This window comes from Gammaproteobacteria bacterium (ex Lamellibrachia satsuma), assembly GCA_019623805.1.
In the GTDB taxonomy this organism is placed as follows: Bacteria; Pseudomonadota; Gammaproteobacteria; order Chromatiales; family Chromatiaceae; genus QGON01.
The window spans coordinates 2462896-2487327 of record CP053680.1 but is presented as its reverse complement, the minus strand read 5'-3'; the positions used below and the strand labels follow the sequence as shown (position 1 = coordinate 2487327).

Here is a 24432-nt window from a genome sequence, read left to right as displayed (position 1 = left end):
ACAATGGCTCTGAGCTGCTTAATGCCTTTCGTGCCCTTCGTGGTTAAACATTGATTTCATGAAACAAATCCACCCCACCGCCATCATCGAGGATGGCGCAGAACTGCATAAATCGGTCACTGTCGGTCCCTTCTCCATCATCGAATCCGATGTAAAAATCGGCGAGGGCTGTGTCATCGACAGCAGTGTGCGTATCTTTCGCGGCACAAGTCTGGGCAGAAACAACCGGGTCGGTAGCGGCGCCATGCTGGGCTGCGAACCCCAGGATCTCACCTTCGATCCCGCCAACAGCAAGCCACTCGTCATTGGAGAAAACAATCACATCAAGGAGGGGGTGAACATCAGCCGCGGAGTGAAAACCGAAGAGGGAACCCTCATCGGCAACGGCAACTACTTCATGTGCGGATTCCATGCGGGACACGACTGCCGCTTCGGCAACAACAATATCTTCGGCCCCAACAGCACCATCGCAGGTCATGTCGGCATCGGTGACAAGGTATTCGTCTCCGGCCTGGTGGGGATCCACCAGTTCACCTTCATCGGGGACCATGCCATGCTCGGCGGCTGCTCAAAGGTTGTAAAGGATGTACCGCCCTACGCCACCTGCGACGGTAATCCAGCGCGACTGGTCGGTCTCAACGCAACCGGCCTAAAACGCAGTGGTTTCGACCCCAAGACACGGGCGGCAATCAAACAGGCCTACAAAACGCTGTTTCTCTCCGGCCTGAATATCTCACAAGCAGTGGAACAGCTTAAGGGAGAGGAATTAATTGAAGAGGTGGAAAAACTCGTCCGCTTCATTGAAAAAAGCGACCGGGGTGTGACCGGTCATAAATAGTGTCCATCCAGAAACACCGTCTTAAAGACCCATCCCCGCCGCTAGCGAACGGGGATAGGCATTCACTGCGACAGATAGTCGCCGGAACTCAGTCAATCAATAGGTCAGAAGTTTCGGCAGATCCTTGGCCTGGCCGACCCAGTCTTCGACCTTGCTCAGCGCCGGTGGCTGCTTGGTCAATCCCTCTTTGTCATTGGTCTCGACGATTTTCGCGTGCAGATTGTCCGGGCGGCGAGTCGCGAGTTCCTTCACCGTATCAACACCCGCCTTTTCGAGCAGATCACTGTAGACGCCGGAGACACCTTTAACGCGCGCCAGATCCGCACGATTTGCCAACTCCAGGATATCCCGGGTATCGCAGCCACAATGGGCCGCCAACTCTTTTCGTTGCGCAGGGGCAGCGGCCGCAGCAAGCAATGCCTCATTGCCCCCGATTCCCTTCTCTTTCAGCTTGGCGACCATTTCTGCCGTACTGCCCTGTAGATCTTTTACTGATGTCACCATGGCGCATCCTCCGGATAATTTGTTTTCAAATTTATTTAAACAACTCAACAGACCACGGGAAACACGATAAGCGCTTGCCTGAAGCCTGTTAGTCTTCTGATTAGATCGCGTAACTAATGACCGGGAAATAGCTGTTGACAATATTTAACAATTAAAACGATAACCACAGCCCAGGATTCACCCTTGCATCTTGCGGGTGAAAATTTACAATTCGATTCATCGGCATATTTATAAGCTATATCCCCCACCCCAACAGGATCACAGACATATCAGCATGAACATTCTTATTATCGGCTCCGGCGGCCGCGAACATGCGCTGGCCTGGAAAGCAGCCCAATCTCCGCTGGCAGAACGCATCTTCGTTGCCCCCGGCAACGCAGGCACTGCGCTGGAGCCCAAACTGGAGAATATTCCACTTGGGGTTAATGCCATTGATGAGTTGATCGCATTCGCACAAGAGAATGATATCGGACTCACCATCGTGGGCCCCGAGGCTCCGCTGGTGATCGGAGTGGTGGATGCCTTTACCGCAGCCGGACTCAACTGTTTCGGTCCAACTCGGGGTGCAGCCCAACTTGAGGGTTCCAAGACCTTCACCAAGGTCTTCCTCGCCCGTCACAATATTCCCACCGGAGAGTACCAAACCTTCACCGAGGTGGAACCGGCTCTCGCCTATGTTGCAGAGAAAGGCGCACCGATCGTAGTCAAGGCCGATGGCCTGGCCGCCGGCAAGGGGGTGATCGTAGCCATGACTGAAGCGGAAGCCAAAGCCGCCGTGTCCGACATGCTCGCCGGCAACGCTTTCGGCGAGGCGGGTCATCGGGTAGTGATCGAAGAGTTCCTGGAGGGTGAAGAGGCCAGCTTCATCGTCATGGCGGATGGGGAACACATCCTGCCGATGGCCACCAGCCAGGATCACAAACGCGTTGGGGATGGCGATACCGGTCTGAATACCGGCGGCATGGGGGCTTACTCTCCCGCCCCGGTTGTCGACGAACGGATTTATCAACGCATCATGGACGAGGTAATCAAACCCACCGTGTCCGGCATGGCGAAGGAAGGCCTGCCCTACACCGGTTTTCTCTACGCCGGCCTGATGATCGCAGCTGACGGCACACCAAAGGTGATCGAGTACAATTGTCGTTTCGGAGACCCTGAAACCCAGCCCATCATGATGCGCATGCAGTCGGATCTGGTTGCCCACTGCCTTGCCGCCATCGAGGGCAGACTGGACACCGAAACCACCGCCTGGGATCCCCGCGTCTCACTGGGGGTGGTACTGGCCGCCGGCGGTTATCCCGGGAGTTATACCGGCGGTGATGCCATATCCGGCCTGCCTGAAACAGAGACCGAAGGTGAAAAGGTCTTCCACGCAGGAACAGCCGAAAACGCGGGCCAGGTGGTTACCGCAGGCGGACGGGTGCTCTGCGCCACTGCACTTGGGGATACGGCCGCGCAGGCCCAGCGGAAAGCCTACGAATTGGCCAGACGCATCCACTGGGACAGGCTCTACTACCGCACCGACATCGGTTATCGCGCCGTGGCTCGTGAAGAAGCCTGACAACAAACAGAGACTGCTGCCAGCGGCCACTCTGCCGCTGACACAACTCTTTCGTTTCACCTTGGCGGTCACCCTGGTGATCATCACTCATCTGGCCACCACGACGCTGGATTACCCGGTGGTATCTGACCTTAACGACAAATGGGAACATTTCACCGCCTTTCTGGTGCTTGCCTTTCTTACCGACTTCGCTTTTCCCAACACCACCTGGAACTGGAAAAAATTCCTGCCCCTGCTGAGTTACGGCCTGGCCATTGAGATTATTCAGTACTTCCTGCCCCATCGGCTATTCTCCCTTTGGGATCTGGGTGCGGACGCCCTGGGCCTGGTCTGCTATCCACTGCTCCTGCCGATACTGAAACAGATACCCCTGCTGGCGCCACGCTGGCATACTGGGTGATAGCTTCCGCCGGAGAACGATAAAGGTATCCGCCATGAGCGACGGAAAAAAAAGCGCTTTCAAATACGACTATCTCGGCTCCGACCCCAAGGCGATCCAACGTTCGGTCTCAAATCATCTCGTCTACACCATTGGCAAGGATCCTTTCACCGCCACCGATCACGACTGGATGATGGCCTTCAGCCATGTGGTCCGGGACCGACTCATCGAGCGTTGGATGGAGACCCAGCGCAACTACTACCGTCACGATGCCAAACGGATCTACTATCTTTCGATGGAGTTCCTCATCGGTCGCAGCCTGGTCAACAGCCTGCTCAATATGGACATCCATGACGAGTGCAGCAAGGCACTGCATAAACTCGGCGTCGAACTGGAGAAGTTGCGCAGCCTGGAACACGACGCCGCCCTCGGCAATGGCGGACTGGGACGGCTGGCCGCCTGTTTTCTGGACTCCATGGCGACGCTCAACATTCCCGGTTACGGCTACGGGATCCGTTTCGAGTACGGCATGTTCCGGCAGAAACTGGAGGATGGGCGTCAGGTAGAGCTACCGGAAAACTGGCTTGCCCACGGAAATCCCTGGGAGTTCCCCCGCCCCGAAGTCTCCTACAGGATCCGCTTTGGCGGTCGTGTCATGGAATACCTTGGCCCGGACGGCCGCCGTCATTTTGACTGGATCGACGGGGATGTAGTCGTCGCCCAGGCATACGACACCCCAATCCCCGGCTACCACAACGACACCGTCAATAATCTGCGTCTCTGGAGCGCCAAGGCCTACGAGGATTTTGACCTGGCCTGTTTTAACATGGGGGAGTACACCCATGCGGTGGAGGAGAAGACCCAATCTGAAAACATCTCCAAGGTACTCTATCCGGACGACAGCAGCACCAGAAACCAGGCACTGCGTCTGAAGCAGCAGTATTTCTTCGTCAGCGCCTCCCTGAAGGATATCCTGCGCCGCTTCTCCATCGATCACGATGACCTGCAGGAGCTGCCGGATAAGGTCGCCATCCAACTCAACGACACCCACCCGTCCATCGCCATCCCCGAACTGATGCGCATCCTGCTCGACAAGGAGAAGTTGCAGTGGCAGTTGGCCTGGAACATCACCACCCAGGTCTTCTCCTATACCAACCACACCTTGTTGCCGGAAGCACTGGAGACCTGGCCGATACAGCTGTTCGAAAAACTGCTGCCGCGGCATCTGCAGATCATCTACGAAATCAACCGGCGCTTTCTGCTGATGGTGGGAAATCTGCATCCTGATGACCGCGAGATCCAACGACGCCTCTCCATCTTCGACGAAAAGGGGGAACGGCGCATACGCATGGCACATCTGGCGGTTATCGGCAGCCACAAGGTCAATGGCGTTTCGGCACTGCACTCCGAGCTGCTGCGAAGCGGAACCTGTAAAGACTTTCACGAATTCTATCCCGACAAACTCATCAATATCACCAACGGCATCACCCCCCGCCGCTGGCTGCTGCTTTCCAATCGGCCGCTCTCAAAATTGATCTGCGATGCGATCGGCCATGACTGGGTGCGGGATCTGGACAGACTCGAGGATCTCGTTCCGCTGGCGGACGACACGGCATTTCAGGAACGTTTTCGTGCCGCCAAACAGGCCAATAAAACGCGGCTTGCCGGGCTGGTGAAGCACTATCTCAATCAGGGGATCGATCCCCATACGCTGTTTGACGTGCAGGTGAAACGCATCCACGAATACAAACGCCAACTGCTCAATGTGATGCGGGTGATCACCCTCTATAATCGGCTGCTGGACGATCCGCATGCCGACTTCGTGCCGCGGACCGTCATCTTCGGCGGCAAGGCGGCGCCCGGTTATTTCATGGCAAAACTGATTATCCGCCTGATCAACGATGTTGCGGACGTCATCGATAACGATCCTGCGGTCAATGATCGGCTGAAGGTGGTGTTCATCCCAAACTACGATGTCACCACCGCCTCCGACATAATCCCGGCTGCGGAACTCTCCCAGCAGATATCCACAGCAGGCATGGAGGCCTCTGGCACAGGTAATATGAAGCTGGCCCTGAATGGTGCACTGACCATCGGCACCATGGATGGCGCCAATGTGGAGATTCGCGAGAAGGTCGGCGATGAGAATATCTTCATCTTTGGCATGACTACCGATGGCATCGAAAAGCTAAAGCGGAAAGGCTATCATCCCCGCCACTACTATGAGACCAACCCGGAGCTGAAACGGGTGGTGGATATGATCGGCAACGGCTTCTTTTCACCGACAAATCCAAACCGCTACAAAGTCATCTCGGAGACCCTGCTCAACAGCGACCCGTTCCTGGTGTTGGCCGATTTTCAGGACTATATCGAAACCAGTGACAATGCGGATACCTGCTATCGCACCCCGGAGATATGGAACCGCATGGCGGTGATGAACACCGCTATGATGGGACACTTCTCCAGTGACAGGACAATCAAAGAGTATGCCGAAAAAATATGGGGGGTCGAACCGGTGTCCCGTTGAACCTCTGACTAATTGAGTTACTGTCATCCCGACTGCAGGGAGAGATCTCGTGACCGTAACGCATTGATAGCACAGTGGCTTGAGATCTCTCCCACCTGTCAAGACGAGAATGACGCAACCGATCCTGGAAAGAGATGGATAAGGCAAAAGAGAGCATCGGCCTGGCCCTTGGCAGCGGCTCTTCACGAGGCTGGGCACATATCGGCATCATCAAGGAGCTGGCAAAAAACGGCATCGAGCCTGACATCATCTGTGGCTGCTCCATCGGTTCTATTGTCGGAGCATCCCATGCCGCCGGCAATCTGGAGGCACTCGAAACCTGGGTCAGGTCGCTCTCCAAGCGAACGGTCACCCGCTTCTTTGAGCTTAATCTCTCTCTCAACGGCTTTGTCAATGCCGAGCGGTTCCACGCTTTTCTCGACGAGTGCGTCTGCGATGAAGCGGTTCAGATCGAACAGCTACCCAAGACCTTCGCCTCTGTCTCCACCGATCTTAAGAGCGGGCGCGAAGTCTGGTTCACTGAAGGTCTCGCCCTCGATGCAGTCCGTGCATCGATTTCACTGCCGGGTCTGTTCCCGCCGGTGCGGCATCAGGGCAGCTGGCTGGTGGATGGAGGCCTGGTGAATCCTGTACCTGTCTCTATCTGCCGCGCCCTCGGCGCAGATATCGTGATTGCAGTCAATCTGAACGGCGACATCCTGGGCAAGCATCAGAGACAAAAAACCAGTGTGGAGCCACCAGAGGATGAAGGCCTGCTCGACAGTGTCTCCCGCAGTATCCGCGCCTACTCGGACACCCTCTTTCCCAGCAAAGACCCGGCGCCCAGTCTGTTTGACGCCATTGCCGGCTCCATCAATATCACTCAGGATCGAATCACCCGCAGCCGCATGGCCGGCGACCCGCCGGACATCATGCTCTCACCCAGGTTGTCCCACATCGAACTGTTGGAATTTCACCGGGGAAAAGAGGCGATCAAGGAGGGTAAAAACTGTGTAAAACGCATGCTCCCAGAGATTGAGTACAGGCTGAAGGGATAGGGACGTATCGATTTTCGTTCATCCTGGGAAACAGCACTCACTTTGCCGGTGCATTGATAATCTGACAGATCTCCCCGCCCAATCCCAGGACAAAAAGCTCGCCGTCGTGTGCCTCTGCAAAGCTGCTGATGTTCAAATCAGTCTTGAATAACTCCGAACCCACATAACCCGTTTCAGCGCTGGCTGAAAGTTGCCAGATCCTGCCGGAACCGTAATCGGCATAGAGATACTGTCCCTGCAGTCCCGTTATCTTCCGGCCCCGATAGACATACCCCCCGGTAACCGCAATCCCCTCGTTTCGGCCATACGCCTCTACCGGCATCTCCAAATCTTGTGTCCGGCAACCCGTAGCAGGTTCAAAGCAATGAGCCCCTTCCATTCTGTTCCAGCCATAGTTGCCGCCCTTGACCAGCAGGTTGATCTCCTCGTAACGGTTCTGTCCCACATCCCCAACCCACAGGTCACCGTTCTCCCGGTCGAAACTCCAGCGCCAGGGGTTGCGCAGACCCCAGGCAAAGATCTCTTCCCGGCCGCCACTTGCCGCAAAGGGGTTGTCCGTTGGAATAGTGTAACGCCCTGAACTGCCGTCACCCACATCGATCCGCAGCATTGCACCCAGCAGTGTCCCGACATTCTGACCATGGCCATGCGGGTCGCCACCTGCCCCACCATCACCCAGGCCGAAATAGAGATAACCATCCGGCCCAAAGGCAATCTGCCCACCATTGTGATTGCTGTAGGATTGTGAAACCGAGAGCAGAATTCGCTCAGACACGGGATCGACCATTCCTGCGCCAGATTTCAACTGAAAGCGGGAGATGCGGGAAACCAGCCCCTTCCGCTTGTCCCTGCCGGTATAGGAGAGGTAGAGATAACCATTGCGGGAATAATCGGGGTGAAAGGCCATACCCAACAGCCCCCGTTCATCCCCGCCATTTCTGCCGCCAGCCACCCGCTCACTGATATCGACAAACTCTGTCACACGATTGGCCCGGGAACTGTTTTCAAAGCGGACAACCTGTCCAGGCTGTTGCACCAGATACCAGCTGGAATCGTCACCGGGCGCCATCAACATGGCCACGGGGCGGTTCAGCTCAGGAAGAGAGGGGAAGGGTGCAGCAAGCCGCATACCCTTGGTTTCATTGGCGGCACAAACAGGTTTGCCACCGAACAGCGAGGCAAAACCCTGTACATCCGACAGTGCATCGCCACACCACAAGAGTACGGCCAGAAGAGAGAAAAACCTGTGCAGATTCATAATCGATTCGGCTTGGAACCCTGCAAGTGCAGAGTCAGTTCATTATAACCCGCCAGGGGAGCAACAGAATGCGTGAAGCCCACTCCCGCACGGACAGTCCAGCGGGTAATCAGATAATCCTGCGGATCAGCTTTGCCAGCCCCTCCAGCTCAGGATAGTCAGGTGCCACTTCAAGAATATAGTTGAGTGTGCGCGGAATATCCTGCAGATAGCCGGGTTTGCCGTCACGAATATTGAGACGTGCAAAGATCCCGCTGGCCTTCAGATGACGCTGCACTCCCATCAGGTCAAACCAGCGCAGGAATTGATCCTCATGCTCACTGCGCAAAACGCCTGACTGCACCGCCAGCTCATAGTAACCCATCACCCAAGCCTCGATGCGGGCCTTGGGCCAATGGATATAACAGTCCCGCAGCAGGGAAACCAGATCGTAGGTCACTGGCCCAACCACTGCGTCCTGAAAATCGATAATGCCTGGGTTCGACTGATCCGTCACCATCAGATTGCGGGAGTGGTAATCACGGTGTACACAGACTTGTGGCTGATCCAGCGCATTGCCGGCCAGGAAGTCAAAGGTGGCATCCAGCATGGACTGATCATCGTCGGTGAGGCTAAGACCGTGATGCCGCTCCAACAACCATTTACGAAACAGTTCCATCTCCTGCAGCAGCAGCGTTCGGTCATAGTCCGGAAGCCCCTCGACGGGGCCACAGGCCTGAATCACCACCAACGCCCCTAAGGCGTCGCCATAGAGTCGATCCACATTCGTCTCATCAAGCCGATCAAGATAGAGGGTCTTTCCCAAATCACTTAACAGCAGATAACCCTCCGCCTGATTGCGGGCAAAAATATGAGGCACCTTGAGCCCAATCGACTCAAGGGCCTCTGCCATCCGGATAAACGGTTTGGTATCCTCTTTCTCCGGTGGGGCATCCATAGCAATATAGCTCTTGTCACCGGTTTCGATACGAAAGTAGCGGCGAAAACTGGCATCACCAGAGGCTGGCGCGAAGGTGTAATTGTCGATTTCCGGCAAGGAAGAGAGCCAGTTTTTCAATTGTTCGATTCGTTGAGGCATTTTTTAGACACAGTGGTTGAGTGGTGGGACAGGCTGAAAAAGCGCAAAGTCCGCAGAGTATATTTTGATTTGGAAGGAAGGTGTAGGCCCGATCAAGCGCAGCGGATCAGGCGCGCTGGTATTGACATGACCCATGAGGCTGCCGGTTCCGCTACGCTTGAACCGGTCTACTCAGATCTGGTCAAGATAGTTGTCAGAGATCCTCAGGTGCCATCTCGATCTCAAATCGCTCCAACCCTTCAAGCACAAGCTCAAAAGTGGTATCGATATTGGCAGCGATATCCCCTTCCAACACACTCAGGCCATCAAGAATCTCCCTCGCCTCGGAAAAGCCCTGCTCGATTGCATCACGGATGATTTGCATGAACTCATCCAATGCCGCCTGAGGATCCTCATTTGCATGAGTGTCAAGAAAGACAGGGAGGAAACCGGTGGCAAAACCGACGATACGTTCCGCCGTGGCCTCCGGCGAAAAATCGATACCGGAGTCTGCAGCCTGTTGAACCGCATTTTCCCCCAATTCAGGAAGCAGCAATTCGTTGAGCTTTTCGATAGCAGAACGAAACAAGAGCGCCTGCGGCTGGCCCGCAGTGTCAGACTTGAACTCAGCCGACGCGGAGACGATCTGCGCGTTCAGCTGCATACGCTGCGCCTGGACGTTCAGCGACTGTGGCTGGTGTGAATCTGAGATCTTCACACCAGAGGAAGTGATGGGTGTCGTCATGGTACGAACCTCCACTCAAGGCTGTTACCTTTCAATTGAAGCTTAGCTCAAGTGGAGGAATACTGGTGATGGCAGGAATAAATCGCCCAATAAAATACTGCACAGAATGCATGGCAAGTGTGCGCTGATCTCTATAAAGCACACAGGACAGGCGAAATAGGAGTGGACTTGGTCCCTGTAGAAGCACTGCCGTGGGGCACATTTCTTACAGGCATCACCTAATCTTTGATCATCTCCTAGCACCTAAATCAAAACGCGAGATCTGATCGCAGTGCTATCAGTGAGAGAGCAGTCGAATATAACTGACCAGTGCCTCGACATTACTCTGACTGAGGATACCGCGCCAAGCCGGCATAAACCTCCCTTTTCCATCAAGGATGCTACTGACCAGTTCTATATTATCGAGAGGGTTGGTCACGTTGGGATTTGTATGATCCATCGGCATAATTCCCATGAGTTTCGTCATGATGCCATCACCATCACCCTCCACGCCGTGACAAACCTGGCAATACTCCTGATAGAGTTGCTGGCCCACCTTGGGATCTCCCATCAGATCATGCTTAGTGGTGCCCAGAAAGCGAAGGTATGCGATCAATGACTTGACCTGAGGCTCGCTGAATACATCCTTCCATTCCGGCATGGCATCACTAAGCAGATTGTGACGATCCCTGCCCGTTATGGTCTGCCGACCTTCCCCTGTAATAATCTTCATGAGGATGGTATCGCTCCTTGAGCGTACCGTTGTGGTCAGATCCGCCGGACTGATCTTCATCGCCTTTGCGAGAGGACCATCACCCTTGCCACCCGTCCCATGACACAACTGGCAGTAAGATACATAGAGTCCTCTCCCCTCATAAGCTGGGGGGGGGCTGGCTGACACTTCAGGGATGCACACTGCAAGGAGAGACAATAGCGCCACGGAATGGATGATGTTTTTCATGGATTCTCTTCAGCTTTGGAGCCAATGGTATATGATCTTGCCGTATTTTATACAGATCTCTAAGTGCATGCCTTATTCATTAGTATTCTGCAGCATTCTTAACTTGAATCCAGTCAGAAAAGTTTCTGCAAAACACAAAGTGCACAGCGATCATAGAGAATCAGATATTGTAAAATACATTAAGGCTTCTTGAATTAACAAACGCTAATCAGATGCTGCTTGAGTCGTTCAATATCGCTTTCCACATCTGGATCTTTCATGACATCGTAACAGGAAAAAGAAGGTAAGATTTCTGCGCCACAAAATTTATATGCGGCGGTATTACCAATAAATATATCGTCAACAGTTTTGCCTTCAAATAGATTTTGCCCTTTATTGCCAAAGGCTTGTGAAGGTGCATTCCATGTTAACGAAAGCATGTATTGTTTACCTTGCATTTTTCCGCCAGTTCCATACTGCTTATTAGGGTCTTTGCGCGTCCTTCCGTCGTCAACTACCAAGCTTTGCTGAACAAGGGCTGTGGTAAATACTTCATCGATATATTTTTTGTAAATCCATGGAGTACCGAACCAATAAACAGGAGATTGAGTGATGATAATATCAGCCCAAATATGCTTTTCCACTTCTTCGTTAATATCATAGCCTTTTTCAATATAAGTCAGCTTTACCGCACAGCCTTTTTGCTCCATTTCTTCTTTTATTACACCAACCATGGTTTTGTTCAGTTTGCCTTCAGCAAATCCTTCATAAAACTGATGCGCGTTGATTAGTAATACTTTTTTCATATAGACCTCATTTAGATTTTTCCTTAATGCTTAGACCGAGGAACCACTAAACAACTAAGCTTCGCGCCGGAAAGCTTAACCGGTTTCGACAATAAACACTCAGAAAGATTGTGACTGCAAAAGTGCATCACGTATTTGCATATAGGCAATCAAGAACTCAAAGAGCATTCTCCAAAACAACTCCATGAACAGAAAAAAAGTCATGGCTAACAGAACCAATTTCACTTGTTGCTTTTTATTTAACAAGCCCCAGATTTCTTCTTTTCCTTTGTTGTACGCATCATCAATAAACTTATATTTTTTTATTATCCAAATTGAAAAGAACCATATTCCGACAGGTAATATAACCGCTCCAATATAATAAAACGCAATAAGCGCCGTTGTACTGATAAAGCTTTTAAAGGTAAGGAAATCCATTAGGCTTGAGTACCAGTATTTCTCATGTTTACGCTAACACCATGCACAGGACAGAATAAACAGGGCGGCAATGAGCGCATGGGTTATAAGGCACGCTTGAGCTACACGTTAAATTATTCTTTCTTTGGCAATAATTCATATCCTGACAACTGCCTGTGGACTAAAATCATGCTCATGATTACTCCAAAACCAAATACAAAAAGACCCGTGTGGATTTGCACGCTGGCAAAAGCCCCAAGTTTTACAGTAGCTGCCATGACAGAAATTACAAATACATCTGCCATTGACCATTTTCCAATAATTGAAAGACGCTTTACTATTAACAATTTTTCCTTGATTGTAGGGATTTTGTTTTTTACAAGCTTATGAGTAAGGCTTAATTTGTAAACAGGAGTGACAATACTAAATAGCGTTATTATTAAAAACAGGAATAACTCACCTTCTCTAAATAAATACATGACTCCTGATAATAGGGAGAAGGTATCATTCAATATATAGAATTTCTGAAAAGAGAACATCGGCAAGATCATCCCAGCGATCAGAGAAACACAAGATACGGCCCATAATAGATAATCCGTTGGTACAATTTTATTGTTCATAATTAACCATTTACTAAACCACGGTCATAACCGAGGGCTTGAAATCTCTTTTGAACCTTAATCATCATCTCCGGAGCTCTTTGGTCATAGGTTTTAGCATCCTTCTCTTCGCTCAAATCAGAACAAGGCCGCAAAATCAATATATGAGCTAAAACACCTTTCCAATTCATAACACTTGCTTCTTCTCATACTTGAATTGGTTTGTACTCTAAACGAATATAGTCTCAAAGCTACCATCGCAATAGGAACAACGGCTAACGACGAAGACTTTTATCTCCTATCATGAATTTATGCAGGAGTTGAATTTTCACGACTGGCATCACTGCGAACCAACCTGGTGAATCCGCAACGCAGATCATCCGCGATCAGATAGAAACAGGGCAGCGCCAACAGGATGAGAACGGTGGCAAAGAGCAATCCGAACCCAAGACTGACTGCCATCGGTGAAAGAAAAGCAGTCTGCCCGGTTGCGAAGAAGATCAACGGCGAGATACCTAAAAAGGTAGTGATACTGGTGAGTAGGATCGGACGAATACGTACACGGCCCGCTTCCACCATTGCCGCTTTACGCTCCATGCCTTCCCGACGCATGCGTTTGGTAAAGTCGACCAGGATAAGGGAATCATTGACTACGATACCGGTCAGTGCCAGAAAGCCGATCAGGGAGAGGAACTGCAGATGGTAGTCGAACAGTAGATGTCCCACCACGACACCGATTAAACCAAACGGAATGGCGAACATCACCACCAGTGGATCGAGCAGTGATTTGAACAAGGCGGCAAGGATAACGAAGATAATCGCCAGGGCAATTATGGTCGCCCGTTTCATACCGGCAATCGACTCTTCAGTCTTCTTTTTTTCACCGAGAAAAAGCAACTCATAACCCTGCGGTAGGTCATCAAACGTCTGCTTTACTTTTTCGATCACATCATTCGGTGTGGTGATATCCGAATCAACCTCCGCTGTGATGGTAGCAAGCCGCTGCAGATCCCGCCGATTGATGCTGTTGAAGCCCCGCGCCTCCTGCACATGGGCGACATCCCCAAGATAGACTGTCTGACCATCCTCCAGGGTAATCGGCAGTCGTTCCAAAGCACCGGCATCGTGACGCAGTCGGTCAGGAAAGATCAGCCGCACCGGGATACGTTTATCCTGCCAACTGACATGCACCACTTCAAGACCCAGGAAACCGGTGCGCACCACGTCCGACAGTTGCATCTGGGTCAGACCAAGCTGACGCCCCCTTTCGTTAAGTTCATAGCGATACTCCAGCTTGCCGGGATCCATATCCTGACGCACGTCCGACGTACCCGGCAGGCGCTGCACGAACCCCCGTACCCTTTCCGCCTGTAAACGCAGTTGGTCCACAGAATCGCCAATAACGCCGATCTCGATATCCGCCCCCGCCGGTCCACCCTGGGGCCGCAGGATCGACAGCCGCTGGATCCCGGAGATGGGCGCCAACTGTTCCCTCAGTGCCTCTATCACCAGATCTGAACTGCGGTCACGGCTCCCTTCCCGGGCAAATTTGAGGCTTACAACCGGGGAGATCCAACGCTCGATAAACCCCTGGGGCCGCTGTTTCTTGAGATCGACGATCAACTGAATATAGCGACTGCCAAATCGCACCCGATGGAAATCGATGAACGTCACCCCGACATTTGTCAGCAGTGTGTCGAGCTCCTCCTCTTCCAGGGAACCGATAATCTCCTGTTCGATCTTTTTCGCCAGACGGGCACTCTCATCGATACTATAGGTGCTGGGCGTCTCGATATTGATAAAGAACTGCCCCACATCGACATGCCCGAAGAGCAGGAAGGGGACGCGGGTGGCGGCAAAAGTTAGGGTGATGAGCAGTACACCGACAGAGAGCATCGCCACGGGATAACGGTAATCGAGACTCCAGCGCAAAAGACGGGTGTAGTTCCGGTTCAGCGCCGTCCAGTCAATACGCCCCTGGCGCCGCTGCCGCGGCACCGTCAGCATCTCCTTGGCATGGGAGGGCAGTACGCCGAATGCCTCCAGTAACGAACCGGAAAGGGAAGCGCTCACCACCACCGGGATCACCGCGATAAACGTCCCCATGGTGCCGCCGATGGCGAACATCGGCATAAAGGCGGCAATGGTAGTGGCAGTCGAGGCCACCACCGGCCAGAAGACCTCTTTGGTGCCGATAAGGGCAGCACCTGCCGGATCCTCCCCCATCTCCAGGTGGCGGTAGATATTCTCATTGACGATGATTGCATCATCCACGATCAGACCCAGGGCGATGAGAAAGGCGAACAGCGAGACCATGTTGATGCTGTAATCCAGCATATAGAGGATGACCACCGCCACCAGGAAGGAGACCGGGATACCCAGCGCAGTGATGAAGGCGACACGGAAGTTGAGCATCAGATAGAGTGCCAGCAGCACAAGAGCCAAACCCACCATGCCTGAGGACTTCACCGTCTCCAGACGGGTTTTCACATAGACCGAGAGGTCACTGAAGAGTCCCAGCTCGACCCCTGCCGGGAGGGTGAGCTGACGCTCATCCACATAGGCCCGCACCTGTTTTGCCACCGTGATGGTGGATGCCTGACTGGTTTTGTTGATGGTGAGATTGACCGACGGCTTGCCGTTGAACCGCCCCAGGGTCTGCGCCTCCTCCAGGCGCAACTGCACCTCCGCCAGATCACCGAGCCGCAGGCGACCACCCGCAGCGTTGCTGCGCAGTACGATCGCCGCCATTTGCACAGGATCGGGCGGCACCCCCATACCCCGCAGGCGGATATCGCCCCCTGTCGACTTCAGAGTGCCACCGGGCAGATCCCGCAGATTTTCCCGTAACGCCTTACCCACCTGCTTCAGGGAGACTCCACGGGCCGCCAGCACCTGGGGATCGGCCACTACCCAGATCTCCCACTCCCGGTCACCGGCCACCCCCACCGACGCCACCCCCGGCAGCTTGATCATCTCATCCTTCAGATTCTCGGCAATCCTGTAGAGACGTCCCCTTGCGATATCGCCGTAAAGACTCACCGAGATGACCGGAAAGCGAGTCTCCAGACGGGAGAGCTCAGGCTCCTCCGCCTCGTCCGGCAGGTCATCCACCTGGTCCAGAGCAGTGTCGACCTTGCGCAGAAAGTCATCCACATCGGCACCACTCTTGAGTTCGATAAGGATGCTCGACGATCCTTCATTACTGGTGGAACTGATGACATCGATATCCGCCAGCCCATCCAGCTCCTGTTCGATCGGCAGGGTGATCTGTCGTTCAATCTCTTCCGGTGACGCCCCTTCAAAAGTGGTGCGGATATTTACCTTGTCCTGCTCCACCGTGGGAAACATCTCCTGGGGCATGGCATACCAGGAGAGCACTCCGGCCAGCAGAATGATCGCCAACAGCAGGTTGACGATCAGTGGGTTGCGAATGGAAAACTCGATCACCGACCGGACTCCACTATCTCGGCCGTTACCTTGATCCCGTCACTCAGCACCTCGACATCCCGTGCCACCAGCAGTTCCCCCTCAGCCAGGCCGGAGAGGATCACCTGCTGACCGTTGTAGCGAATGCCCGGCACCACCGCATGCCGCTGCAGCCGCCCTGCATCGACCACGAAGACATAGACCTGTCCCTCTTCGCGCAGCAGTGCCGCCGGCGGTACGACCAGTGCGCCGCTTCGGGGTTCCAGAGGCAGCAGCACCTCTCCCAGCATGCCTGGCAGCAGACCATCTGCGGGGAGACGGATCTGCAACGGGTGAGTATGTGTCTTGGCATCAGGATCCGGCTGCAGCGCAGTCAGTTCGCCCTCCTGCGCGGCACCGTCAAGCTTTACGATCAGCTTCTGACCAAGCGTCAGGGCTGCCGCCACGTCGCCACTCACCTCGACATAGAGTTCGAGGAATTCACCCTGAATCAGCTCCACCACACGGGTACTGGTCTGCAGATAGTCGCCCACCTCCGCCTCGACCTGGTTGACCAGGCCATCGAAAGGCGCGGACAACCGGGTTCGTTGCAGATTACGTTGCGCCCGCTTCAGGGCCGCCTCCTCCCGAACCAGCTTAGCCTGGCTGCTCTCGATGCTGAAGGCCAGCCGCGCCTCGTCACTCGACAGTTTGAGCAGTTGCTGGCGGGCGCTGTCGCGGGTGGAGGCGGAGGAGAGAGAACCCTCTCCCAGTTTTACCAGGCGCCGATACTCCTGCTCCGCCAGCTTGCGGTTCTCCTTGGCCAACTCCAGCAGGGATCTGTCACGCCGGATAGCCGCACGGGTCTCTGTGAGGCGGGCTTCGTTCTCGGTTACCGCATCCCGGTAGTCCGCATCGTCCAGCCGCAGCAGCAACTGACCGTGTTTTACCTTCTGCCCCGGCTCGACCAGCCGCTCCACCAGATCCCCTTTCACCTCGAATCTCAGAGATGCCACACGCCAGGGACGCAGCAGGCCGGTCTGCCGCACCAGGGGGTTGATATCCCGGGCCACCGCCTGCACCACCTCCACCCGTGTAACCTGAGGCTTTTTCATAACCACTTCCGGCTGTGGGCGGGTACGCCACAGTGTCATCACCACAAAAACAGTCAGCAGCAGTATCAAAAAGGTCAGCAAAGTACGGTGCAGAGAAGATGCCACAATGGTTTCCAGCAAGCAGAGGAATTGAAGATTAGACGATTCTATGCGATTTTATGCCGCGCGACAGCTCAGTCACCAACCAGAAGGCCTCACAACCCCAAAAACAACATGAATCGACTGAGTCTCCGACACCTTCTCATCTGGCCGGTTCCCCTCCTGCTGGTTGCCGCCCCGGCCCTGGCAGCCGACAATGACGTCCAGGACCTGCGTATCGACCGGGGATTGAACTGGGAATACTGCGATCCTGCCACCAGCCACGAACGCCCTGTCCTGCCACTGGATGCGGGCCAACCCGGCAGCACCCAAGTGGAAGCGGATGCAGCGGTGTTGGATCAGATCAACAACCACACCCATTTTTTCGGCGGCGTGCAGGTCAGACAGGACGAACACTATCTTGAGGCCGATCACGCCTATTATCAGCGGGACACCCGACAGATCGACCTCGACGACAACATTTATATCGAGAAACCGGGACTCAGGGTCAGCGGCAAAGCGGGGCAGGTGGAGCTGGACAAGAACAGGGGTTGGCTCACGGAAACGGAGTTCCGCCTGCCGGAACGTAACGCCAGAGGCAGTGCCAGCCGGGTGGACATAGCGTCGAAGACACTCTCCCATTACGATGATGTCTTCTACACCACCTGCCGCCCTGGCGCCAACGACTGGAATATCGAGGCCGAGACTCTCGATATCAATATGGACGAAGGCTGGGGCGTGGCGCGCAATGCCAAGCTGCGATTCGGCGGCGTCCCGGTCTTCTATACCCCCTACTTCAGCTTCCCGGTGGACGACCGGCGCAAATCGGGCTTCCTGCTGCCCTCTATAGGTTCATCCAGCCGCGGCGGCAGTGAGTTCTCCATCCCCTACTATCTGAACCTGGCGCCGGATTACGATGCAACCATCACCCCCCGCCTGATGAGCAAACGGGGTCTGATGCTGGGGGGAGAGTTCCGCTTTCTCAGCGAAAACCAGAAAGGCATATTCGCCGGTGAGATCCTGCCCAACGATGGAGACGCCGACATCGACCGCCCCTCCACCCGCGGCGCGTTCAATATCCGCCACGACAGTTGGCTGGCCCCGGGGCTGACCACCACCATCGACGCAGGTTATGTGAGCGACAAAGAGTATCTGACCGACTTCGGCAAGGGGCTCGCCATCACCAGCAGCCGGCATATCGAACAGCGGGGCGATATCAACTACACCATCGGCGACTGGTCGCTGTTGGGCCGCCTGCAGGATTTCCAGACCGTCGACAAGGATATCGCCCGCATCGACTATCCCTACAGTCGACTGCCGCAGCTACTGGCCGGCTATTTTCATAGTCTGGACGAGATGGGACTCGATCTGTCGCTGGAGGCTGAATATGTCTATTTCGACCACGTCGAACAGGTACGGGGACACCGGGTCGCCATCTCGCCCTACCTGAGTCTGCCACTGCGGCGCTCATGGGGCCATCTGACGCCCAGAGTTGGTCTCAACTACGCAAATTATCAGCTCAGTAATACGGACGCGGGGGATAATTCCGCCCCAAGCCGGATGGTGCCGACCCTAAGCCTGGACAGCGGCCTGATCCTGGAACGGGACAGCAACTGGTTCGGCAGTGCCGCCACCCACACGCTGGAGCCACGTCTCCACTACCTCTACGCCCCTTACGAGGATCAAAGCGACACCCCGAATTTCGACTCATCGGAGCTCGACTTCACCTTCTCCAGCCTGTTCCGGGACAACCGGTTCAGTGGCCGTGACCGCATCGGCGATGCCAATCAGATCACATTGGCACTCACCTCACGTTTGCTGGAGAGCGACAGCGGCCGGGAACGATTCCGCGCCAGTCTTGGTCAGATACTCTATTTCGAAGATCGCAAGGTGCAACTCAGCGACACCGACGTTACCGCAACATCGACCTCGTCCGTCGTGGCGGAACTCTCCTCCCGGCTGGACTCCAACTGGAGCAGTTCCGCCACCCTGCGTTGGGATCCGCATCTGGAAGGCGGGCGCATGGACAAAGGCAAGTTCGCACTGCGCTACAATACGCCTGCCGGGCAACTGCTCAATTTTGATTACAACTACACCCGCGAGAGCATTGAAGATATCAACGTCTCAGCCTATTGGCCCATCAGCCATAAATACACCCTGCTTGGTGTCTGGAAACATTCGATGCTGTTTGAACGGGACATGAACCAGATCCTGGGAATGGAGTATTCCGGACACTGTTGCTGGAAGCTGCGGGCACTGTTACAACGTTTTGTCACAGATGCCGATGCGGAAGCGGACACCAGTTTCATGATACAACTGGAACTCACTGGACTGGGCGCACTGGGTGACAACATTCAGGACACCCTGGAAGAATCCATTTATGGTTATCAATCGGGAAATTAGATTTCATGCAGTCATCCCTTAGACCCCTGCAACTACTGGCCATCCTGTTGTTGCTCTTAAGCACACTGCCACTCAGCGCCGCCGTCGAGGCACTCGACCAAATCGTGGCCGTGGTGAACGAAGACATTATCGCCCGCAGCGAACTCGACAGCAGCACTCACGAACTCGCTACCCAACTGCTGGAGAAAGGCACTGGCCTGCCGGCGCGGAATATCCTGGAGCGGCAGGTGTTGGAGCGCATGATAAGCAAGCGTCTGCAGATGCAGGCAGCAAAGCAACTCGGCGTCAGCGTTGATGACGCCACCCTGTCGAAAACCATTTCCAACATCGCCAAACGCAACAACATCACCCTGGGTGAACTCAGAGAGACCCTTGAGTCGGACGGCATCAATTTCACCCTTTTCCGCGAGAAACTGCGCCGAGACATCATCATCAACCGGCTGAAGCAGAAGGAGGTGATCAATCGTATCGTGGTCACCGACCAGGACATCCGCAACTTTCTGGCCCGCGAAGCCGGGGGAAACCGACAACGCTCCGCCCTGCTTCTGCAGCATATCCTTATTGCCACCCCGGAAGGCGCTGCACCGGAAGATGTCCAGGCGGCAAAAAAACGGTCGGAAGATCTGGTCGTTCAGCTGCGGGAAGGTGCCGACTTCGGCGAGGCGGCTGTGCGGGAATCCGATGGACGTCAGGCACTGGAAGGCGGTGACCTGGGCTGGATCGAAGCGGCCCGTGTTCCCTCCATCTTCACTCAGGTGGTGGATAATATGGAGTCGGGGGATATCAGTGATCCGATACGCAACGCCTCCGGTTTTCACATCGTCAAACTGGTGGAAACAAAAGGTGCCAAACGCCATCTGATCACCCAGACACACGCCCGCCACATCCTGGTCAATACCAATGAAATCGTCTCGGATTCCGAGGCGCGCCACAGCCTTGAGACCCTGCGAACCCGCCTGGAGAACGCGGAAGACTTCAGTACGCTGGCACGCTCTCATTCCGATGACAAGGCATCCGCCATCAAGGGCGGCGACCTGGGATGGACCAGCCCCGGTGACATGGTGCCGCAATTTGAACAGCAGATGGACACCCTGGAACCCGGCGGGATCAGCCACCCTTTTCAGACTCAATTCGGCTGGCACATAGTGCAGGTGTTGGAGCGTCGCGAACACGACAACACCGAAAAGGTGGTGCGCACCAACGCACGCAAGGCGATCCGCAAGCAAAAGGCGGAAGAGGCCACCGACCTCTGGTTACGCCGCCTTCGCGACGAGGCCTACGTAGAGATACATCTGGAGCAGGAACCGGGTTGACGGCGTTACGCATCGCCCTGACCCCCGGCGAACCCGCCGGGGTCGGGCCGGATCTATGCGTAATGTTGGCCCAGGGGCCGCTGGCTGCCCCGGTTGTCGTCATCGCCGATCCTGGACTGCTGGAGCGCCGCGCCGAACAACTGGAGCTGCCACTGACGCTGATCCCCTTTGATGCCGCAGAAGCCGAACCAGGCAGTCTCCGGATCCTGCCGGTTCCACTCGCTGCCGAAGCGCAGTGCGGCAGACTCAATCCCGCCAACGCCGATTATGTTCTCGACACCCTGCGCCAGGCAACCGAAGGGTGCCTGAACGGCAACTTCGATGCACTGGTCACCGGCCCGGTGCATAAAGGCATCATCAATGATGCCGGACACACATTCACCGGACATACTGAATTTCTCGCTGAACTCACCCAGGCACACCCGGTGATGATGCTTGCAACCAAAGGTCTGCGGGTAGCTCTCGTCACCACCCACCTGCCACTGAGCGAGGTCAGCCAACAGATCACTCCCCAACGGCTCGAGCGGGTCATCCGTATTCTGGATTACGACCTGCGCCGGCACTTTGACCTGACAGATCCCCGGATACAGGTCTGCGGCCTCAACCCCCATGCCGGGGAGGGCGGCCACCTTGGACGGGAGGAGATAGAGATCATCGAGCCGACCCTTGAGCGGCTGCGGCAGGGAGGCATAAACCTTACCGGACCGCTGCCCGCCGACACCCTCTTCACACCCAAGTATCTGCAACAGGCAGACGCCGTGCTCGCCATGTATCACGACCAGGGCCTGCCGGTGCTCAAACACCTGGGCTTCGGCAGGGCGGTCAACGTCACACTTGGCCTGCCCATCATCCGCACCTCCGTGGATCACGGCACTGCTCTCGATCTGGCGGGGAGCGGTCAGGCAGGTATCGGCAGCCTGCATGCGGCTGTTGCCATGGCCGGGAAGATGGTTGAGGCAAAACGCAGGGTGTAGGAGCCGTGCCCCAACTAATTAACTGTCATTTCGACCGTAGGGAGAAATCTCCTACTACGTAGTTCGTTGATTGCAAACCGGACTGGGATCTCTCCCTGCGGTCGAGATGACAAGACCTACTTCATTTGCGGATAACAATCACCGGCAAAACCAGAAACACAGCGTCTGCAAACAGGAGGATCACCCCGGCTGCAGAATCTTCGCCTTCACCTGCATCGCCACTTCCAGCGCCTTTTGGCCGACTTCCCCATCCACCAGCGGCGCTTCGTCACTGTTGATGCAATCGATAAAGGCCTGCAGCTCGGTGTCGAGCGGTTTCACCGGCTCCACCTGCAGACGCTCAGAGACAATCTCAGGCCACTCCTCGCCAGGCTGTGGTCGTGGATAGGCGGTATCGATGGTCTGCGCGATGAAGTCGAGAGATTCGTAACGGTTCTCCTCGAACACCCGGATACGGCGCGTCGTCTTATCTGAAACCCGACTGGCTATGATATTTGCGACGGTGCCGTTGGCAAACTCAAGCCGGGCGTTGGCTATATCCACATGGGATGTCAGTACCGGGGTGCCGACTGCTGCAATGGAGGTGATCTCCGATCCCACCAGCGAGAGGATGATGTCGATATCGTGAATCATCAGATCGGAGACCACATCGACATCGGTTGCACGAGCAACGAACTCACCCATGCGGTGGGCCTCGATGAAACGGGGCGTCTTGATCCGCTCCGCAAGCTTCATGACGCCTGCATTGAAACGCTCCAGATGGCCGATCTGCAGCACTGATCCAGAGGCCTTTGCCAAGGCCACAATTTTTTCTCCCGCCTCGACAGTAGATGCTATCGGCTTCTCCAACAACATGTGGATGCCTTTTTCAAGGAAGGGACGGGCAACGTCCAGGTGCAGGGAGGTGGGAACCACGATGCTGACCGCATCGACCTTATCCAGCAGCTCGTGAAAATCGGTATAGGCGGCACATCCGGCCTCTTGCGCCACCCGATCAGCCGTCTCCTGATCGGTATCCACCACGCCAACCAGTTCCACGTCACTCATTCTGGAGTAGATGAGGGCATGAAAACGCCCAAGATAACCCACCCCTACTACGCCAACACGTCTCTTTTCCGCCATCGTCTGTAACCCTGTTTTCCAAACAGGCGGCAATCTACCACATCAGAGAGAAAACTTGTCAGAAAACGGGGCTATCCCCGATTCAGGTTAAACCCGGACGCCACCGGTGCAGCCGTGATCTCCGGCGTATCCGCCGCACGCATCTGCACGGCGATGCTCGAAGTGACTCCGAGCAGGACCAACATGACCAGCACGAAGAAGAAATCGGGTTTTCGATGAGGATGTTGTATTTGCATGACGAAATTCCTGAAACACCATTTGCCTTGACCGAAGCATGGTTCAGTCTGTAGACAGCCGCTTTGAAATCGGTCACATTCACCATAGAACGGCGACAGTCTTTGTTTAAAGTGTGAAGTAAAAACAGTCGGTTATGGTTCCAGTTCACACTCCTGGAAGTCACAAGGGGTCTACTATTTCTCTTCACCCTTCTCTTCAGCGGCCTCGACGGCGCCAGCTGCGGTGAGCATCTTCACCATCTCCCCATGCCCCCCCCTGCCGGCAAGACTCAAAGCCGTATTTCCGCCCTGGTCCTTGGCATTCACATCCGATCCCGCCTGGATCAGCAGGGTAACCACCTTCGGGTGGTTGAAGGAGGCCGCCTGCATCAGTGCAGTGGCTCCCTTGGCGTCAACGAGATCGACATCCGCCCCCGCGCTCACGAGTGCACGGACACTGTGCAGGTTCCCGTTGAAAGCTGCCAACAGCAGGGCTGGCCGACCAGCTGCATTTTTGCTGTTGGCATCTGCGCCCTGCGCCAGCAGGTCACGCAGCGTCTCCACCCGGCCACTCATCGCGGCTGCCACCAGCTCTTGTGCCTGATCTACCGCAAAAACCGGGGACACCAGCAGAAAGAACAGGACAAAAAAAGTCGTTTTGCACATCACAAACACCCTGTAATCCATTTATAATAGGTAATCGGCCAGACGCCAATAATCTTGATTCCACTACTGTACACTGGCTGAATTACCCGCCTTTGTGCCCCAAATGAAACCAGCAGAATTGATGACTCAAAAGAATCCACACCAGATTGGCATCCAGGTTGAGACAGAGTATGTCGAGTCCCAATCCACCCCCAGGACAAACCGTTACGTCTTCTCCTACACTATTACCATCCGCAACGATGGTACCGAGACGGCACGTCTGCTGAACCGGCACTGGGTCATCAGCGATGCCAACGGCAAGGTGCAGGAGGTACGCGGTGAGGGAGTGGTTGGCGAACAGCCCCGTCTCGGCCCCGGCGAGTCTTTCCGCTACACCAGCGGCACCATACTCGACACTCCGGCAGGCAGTATGCAGGGCAGCTACGACATGGTGGATAGTCAGGGCAACCACTTCGATGCGACCATCCCCCCATTTTCTCTGGCCAGGCCTGGCAGTCTGCACTAGGAACCGC

23 protein-coding genes are annotated in these 24432 nt (G+C 55.0%); 9 read left to right on the top strand and 14 right to left on the bottom strand.

Annotation, left to right across the window (positions count from 1 at the left end; all coding sequences use genetic code 11):
- The first annotated feature begins 58 nt into the window (after positions 1-58).
- Positions 59-838, top strand: a complete 780-nt coding sequence (gene lpxA / locus HPY30_10805; GenBank protein ID QYZ66439.1) for an acyl-ACP--UDP-N-acetylglucosamine O-acyltransferase — start codon at positions 59-61, stop codon at positions 836-838.
- 96 nt (positions 839-934) lie between these two features.
- Here lpxA and HPY30_10800 read toward each other — a convergent pair whose 3' ends face one another.
- The gene (locus tag HPY30_10800) at positions 935-1342 is read right to left on the bottom strand and encodes a DUF4332 domain-containing protein (GenBank protein ID QYZ66438.1); all 408 of its coding nucleotides are present in this window, start codon (positions 1340-1342) and stop codon (positions 935-937) included.
- Positions 1343-1616: 274 nt separating this feature from the next.
- Here HPY30_10800 and purD point away from each other — a divergent pair, with 274 nt between their 5' ends.
- From purD to rssA, 4 genes are all read left to right on the top strand, one after another.
- Positions 1617-2903, top strand: coding sequence for a phosphoribosylamine--glycine ligase (gene purD, locus HPY30_10795; protein ID QYZ66437.1), 1287 nt, complete (start codon positions 1617-1619; stop codon positions 2901-2903).
- 16 nt (positions 2904-2919) lie between these two features.
- The gene (locus HPY30_10790; GenBank protein ID QYZ68002.1) at positions 2920-3303 is read left to right on the top strand and encodes a VanZ family protein; all 384 of its coding nucleotides are present in this window, start codon (positions 2920-2922) and stop codon (positions 3301-3303) included.
- A 34-nt stretch (positions 3304-3337) separates the two neighbouring features.
- On the top strand, positions 3338-5809 hold the full coding sequence (locus HPY30_10785) for a glycogen/starch/alpha-glucan phosphorylase (GenBank protein ID QYZ66436.1): 2472 nt from the start codon (positions 3338-3340) through the stop codon (positions 5807-5809).
- A gap of 134 nt (positions 5810-5943) precedes the next feature.
- The gene (gene rssA, locus HPY30_10780) at positions 5944-6846 is read left to right on the top strand and encodes a patatin-like phospholipase RssA (GenBank protein ID QYZ66435.1); all 903 of its coding nucleotides are present in this window, start codon (positions 5944-5946) and stop codon (positions 6844-6846) included.
- Between the two features lie 37 nt (positions 6847-6883).
- Here rssA and HPY30_10775 read toward each other — a convergent pair whose 3' ends face one another.
- The 10 genes from HPY30_10775 to HPY30_10730 form a co-directional block, all read right to left on the bottom strand.
- On the bottom strand, positions 6884-8104 hold the full coding sequence (locus HPY30_10775; GenBank protein ID QYZ66434.1) for a glucose sorbosone dehydrogenase: 1221 nt from the start codon (positions 8102-8104) through the stop codon (positions 6884-6886).
- Between the two features lie 109 nt (positions 8105-8213).
- A complete protein-coding gene (locus HPY30_10770; protein ID QYZ66433.1) occupies positions 8214-9182 on the bottom strand; it encodes a phosphotransferase in 969 nt (322 codons plus the stop codon).
- A gap of 193 nt (positions 9183-9375) precedes the next feature.
- Positions 9376-9906, bottom strand: coding sequence for a DUF5610 domain-containing protein (locus tag HPY30_10765; GenBank protein ID QYZ66432.1), 531 nt, complete (start codon positions 9904-9906; stop codon positions 9376-9378).
- Between the two features lie 277 nt (positions 9907-10183).
- The gene (locus HPY30_10760; protein QYZ66431.1) at positions 10184-10846 is read right to left on the bottom strand and encodes a c-type cytochrome; all 663 of its coding nucleotides are present in this window, start codon (positions 10844-10846) and stop codon (positions 10184-10186) included.
- A gap of 194 nt (positions 10847-11040) precedes the next feature.
- Positions 11041-11631 (bottom strand): NAD(P)H-dependent oxidoreductase, encoded by a 591-nt coding sequence (locus tag HPY30_10755; protein ID QYZ66430.1) that lies wholly within the window; start codon positions 11629-11631, stop codon positions 11041-11043.
- A gap of 99 nt (positions 11632-11730) precedes the next feature.
- The gene (locus tag HPY30_10750; protein QYZ66429.1) at positions 11731-12048 is read right to left on the bottom strand and encodes a DUF4282 domain-containing protein; all 318 of its coding nucleotides are present in this window, start codon (positions 12046-12048) and stop codon (positions 11731-11733) included.
- A 113-nt stretch (positions 12049-12161) separates the two neighbouring features.
- Positions 12162-12647, bottom strand: coding sequence for a hypothetical protein (locus tag HPY30_10745; GenBank protein ID QYZ66428.1), 486 nt, complete (start codon positions 12645-12647; stop codon positions 12162-12164).
- A 2-nt stretch (positions 12648-12649) separates the two neighbouring features.
- A complete protein-coding gene (locus tag HPY30_10740; GenBank protein ID QYZ66427.1) occupies positions 12650-12817 on the bottom strand; it encodes a hypothetical protein in 168 nt (55 codons plus the stop codon).
- 118 nt (positions 12818-12935) lie between these two features.
- Positions 12936-16076: an efflux RND transporter permease subunit gene (locus HPY30_10735; protein ID QYZ66426.1), complete on the bottom strand. Its 3141-nt coding sequence runs from the start codon at positions 16074-16076 to the stop codon at positions 12936-12938.
- Positions 16073-17254 carry an efflux RND transporter periplasmic adaptor subunit gene (locus HPY30_10730; protein QYZ66425.1) on the bottom strand — a complete coding sequence of 394 codons (1182 nt, stop codon included), beginning with the start codon at positions 17252-17254 and terminating at the stop codon, positions 16073-16075. Before HPY30_10730 ends, HPY30_10735 begins: the two co-directional genes overlap by 4 nt.
- A 108-nt stretch (positions 17255-17362) precedes the next feature.
- Between HPY30_10730 and lptD the strand changes: the two genes are divergently transcribed.
- From lptD to pdxA, 3 genes are read left to right on the top strand one after another with little or no spacing between them, the layout of a single operon-like run.
- Positions 17363-19630: an LPS assembly protein LptD gene (gene lptD, locus HPY30_10725; protein QYZ66424.1), complete on the top strand. Its 2268-nt coding sequence runs from the start codon at positions 17363-17365 to the stop codon at positions 19628-19630.
- A gap of 5 nt (positions 19631-19635) precedes the next feature.
- A complete protein-coding gene (locus HPY30_10720) occupies positions 19636-20943 on the top strand; it encodes a molecular chaperone SurA (protein ID QYZ66423.1) in 1308 nt (435 codons plus the stop codon).
- Complete coding sequence (pdxA, locus tag HPY30_10715; protein QYZ66422.1) at positions 20940-21917, top strand: 4-hydroxythreonine-4-phosphate dehydrogenase PdxA; 978 nt, start codon at positions 20940-20942, stop codon at positions 21915-21917. Before HPY30_10720 ends, pdxA begins: the two co-directional genes overlap by 4 nt.
- A gap of 180 nt (positions 21918-22097) precedes the next feature.
- Here pdxA and HPY30_10710 read toward each other — a convergent pair whose 3' ends face one another.
- From HPY30_10710 to HPY30_10700, 3 genes are all read right to left on the bottom strand, one after another.
- Positions 22098-23039, bottom strand: a complete 942-nt coding sequence (locus HPY30_10710) for a Gfo/Idh/MocA family oxidoreductase (GenBank protein ID QYZ66421.1) — start codon at positions 23037-23039, stop codon at positions 22098-22100.
- Positions 23040-23110: 71 nt separating this feature from the next.
- Positions 23111-23275, bottom strand: a complete 165-nt coding sequence (locus HPY30_10705) for a hypothetical protein (GenBank protein ID QYZ66420.1) — start codon at positions 23273-23275, stop codon at positions 23111-23113.
- 174 nt (positions 23276-23449) lie between these two features.
- Positions 23450-23887, bottom strand: a complete 438-nt coding sequence (locus HPY30_10700; protein QYZ68001.1) for an ankyrin repeat domain-containing protein — start codon at positions 23885-23887, stop codon at positions 23450-23452.
- A gap of 154 nt (positions 23888-24041) precedes the next feature.
- Here HPY30_10700 and apaG point away from each other — a divergent pair, with 154 nt between their 5' ends.
- Positions 24042-24425 carry a Co2+/Mg2+ efflux protein ApaG gene (apaG, locus tag HPY30_10695; GenBank protein QYZ66419.1) on the top strand — a complete coding sequence of 128 codons (384 nt, stop codon included), beginning with the start codon at positions 24042-24044 and terminating at the stop codon, positions 24423-24425.
- Positions 24426-24432 lie beyond the last annotated feature (7 nt).

Coding starts and splice junctions, on each gene's coding strand:
- lpxA (QYZ66439.1), top strand. CDS start 59: ATGAAACAAATCCACCCCACCGCCATCATCGAGGATGGCGCAGAACTG.
- HPY30_10800 (QYZ66438.1), bottom strand. CDS start 1,342: ATGGTGACATCAGTAAAAGATCTACAGGGCAGTACGGCAGAAATGGTC.
- purD (QYZ66437.1), top strand. CDS start 1,617: ATGAACATTCTTATTATCGGCTCCGGCGGCCGCGAACATGCGCTGGCC.
- HPY30_10785 (QYZ66436.1), top strand. CDS start 3,338: ATGAGCGACGGAAAAAAAAGCGCTTTCAAATACGACTATCTCGGCTCC.
- rssA (QYZ66435.1), top strand. CDS start 5,944: ATGGATAAGGCAAAAGAGAGCATCGGCCTGGCCCTTGGCAGCGGCTCT.
- HPY30_10775 (QYZ66434.1), bottom strand. CDS start 8,104: ATGAATCTGCACAGGTTTTTCTCTCTTCTGGCCGTACTCTTGTGGTGT.
- HPY30_10770 (QYZ66433.1), bottom strand. CDS start 9,182: ATGCCTCAACGAATCGAACAATTGAAAAACTGGCTCTCTTCCTTGCCG.
- HPY30_10765 (QYZ66432.1), bottom strand. CDS start 9,906: ATGACGACACCCATCACTTCCTCTGGTGTGAAGATCTCAGATTCACAC.
- HPY30_10760 (QYZ66431.1), bottom strand. CDS start 10,846: ATGAAAAACATCATCCATTCCGTGGCGCTATTGTCTCTCCTTGCAGTG.
- HPY30_10755 (QYZ66430.1), bottom strand. CDS start 11,631: ATGAAAAAAGTATTACTAATCAACGCGCATCAGTTTTATGAAGGATTT.
- HPY30_10750 (QYZ66429.1), bottom strand. CDS start 12,048: ATGGATTTCCTTACCTTTAAAAGCTTTATCAGTACAACGGCGCTTATT.
- HPY30_10745 (QYZ66428.1), bottom strand. CDS start 12,647: ATGAACAATAAAATTGTACCAACGGATTATCTATTATGGGCCGTATCT.
- HPY30_10740 (QYZ66427.1), bottom strand. CDS start 12,817: ATGAATTGGAAAGGTGTTTTAGCTCATATATTGATTTTGCGGCCTTGT.
- lptD (QYZ66424.1), top strand. CDS start 17,363: ATGAATCGACTGAGTCTCCGACACCTTCTCATCTGGCCGGTTCCCCTC.
- HPY30_10720 (QYZ66423.1), top strand. CDS start 19,636: ATGCAGTCATCCCTTAGACCCCTGCAACTACTGGCCATCCTGTTGTTG.
- HPY30_10710 (QYZ66421.1), bottom strand. CDS start 23,039: ATGGCGGAAAAGAGACGTGTTGGCGTAGTAGGGGTGGGTTATCTTGGG.
- HPY30_10705 (QYZ66420.1), bottom strand. CDS start 23,275: ATGCAAATACAACATCCTCATCGAAAACCCGATTTCTTCTTCGTGCTG.
- apaG (QYZ66419.1), top strand. CDS start 24,042: ATGACTCAAAAGAATCCACACCAGATTGGCATCCAGGTTGAGACAGAG.